The 959-nt window shown below is 73.2% G+C and carries 2 protein-coding genes and 1 pseudogene; 2 read left to right on the forward strand and 1 reads right to left on the reverse strand.

Going from position 1 to position 959, the window contains the following annotated elements:
* Positions 1 to 35 precede the first annotated feature (35 nt).
* Positions 36 to 101, forward strand: coding sequence for a hypothetical protein (locus tag IEZ00_RS36245; RefSeq protein WP_506347062.1), 66 nt, complete (start codon positions 36 to 38; stop codon positions 99 to 101).
* Positions 102 to 192: 91 nt separating this feature from the next.
* Positions 193 to 690: a VanZ family protein gene (locus tag IEZ00_RS05500; protein ID WP_189221967.1), complete on the forward strand. Its 498-nt coding sequence runs from the start codon at positions 193 to 195 to the stop codon at positions 688 to 690.
* Here IEZ00_RS05500 and IEZ00_RS36250 read toward each other — a convergent pair.
* A pseudogene (locus IEZ00_RS36250) lies at positions 677 to 959 on the reverse strand (branched chain amino acid aminotransferase); the annotation flags it as partial. The gene IEZ00_RS05500 and the pseudogene IEZ00_RS36250 sit on opposite strands and share 14 nt — an antisense overlap.

Raw genomic sequence — 959 nt, forward strand, 5'->3', positions numbered from 1 at the left:
ACGTGCGCAGGCGCTTCGGCGGTGTCACCGGGGACGTGCTGGGGGCGGCGTGCGAGACGGCCACGCTCGCGGTGCTGGCGGTGTGCGCACTGGCCCCGTGAGTGCGCCCGTGAGCACGCTCGCGGACGCCCCGTGAGCACCGGATGATGATCGGCGACGACCGCCCGCGAGGGCCGTATGATCGGCTCTCCCATGATCACCGATTTCCTGCTCGACCACTCGGCACTGGTCCCGGTGGCGCTGCTCCTGGTCGCGCTCGTCTGCCTCGGCGTCGGCCACCTGCTCCTGCGCGCCAGGCGGCACGGGCAGCGGATCATGTGGGCGCTGGTGGCGCTGTCCGCGCTGCCGGTCCTCGCGCTGACCCTCGTCCCCACCGCCACCGGCCAAGCGGACTACGTGGGCTGCACGGTCCAGTTCGCCCTCCCGGCGCCGGGCAGGGTGGAGCTGCTGGCCAACGTGGCGCTGTTCTTCCCGCTGGTCTTCTTCGCCACGCTGGCCACCCGGCGTCCGCTGCTGGTGCTCGCGGCCGGGGCGGGCCTGTCCGCCGCGATCGAGGCGTTGCAGGCCCTGGTGCCCGTCATCGGCCGCGCGTGCGACACCAACGACTGGGTGATGAACGGCATCGGGACCGTCGTCGGCGTCCTGCTGGCGCGCGCCGCGATCGCGCTCGCGGCGGTCAGCCGAGCTTGACCATCCAGCCGTGCGGGTCGGCGACCCGGCCCTGCTGGATGCCGGTGAGGTGGTCGCGCAGCTTCATGGTGACCTCGCCGGTCGCCCCGCCGGACACGCTGAACCGGCCGTCGGCGTGCTTGACGTGCCCGACCGGGGTGATGACCGCCGCCGTGCCGCAGGCGAAGACCTCGGTCAGCTCACCCGACTCGGCCTTCTTCTCCCACTCCTCGGTGGAGATCCGGCGCTCCTCGACCGCGTAGCCGAAGTCGGCGGCCAGCCGCAGCAGC

Source organism: Saccharothrix coeruleofusca (genome assembly GCF_014648515.1).
Taxonomy (GTDB): Bacteria; Actinomycetota; Actinomycetes; order Mycobacteriales; family Pseudonocardiaceae; genus Actinosynnema; species Actinosynnema coeruleofuscum.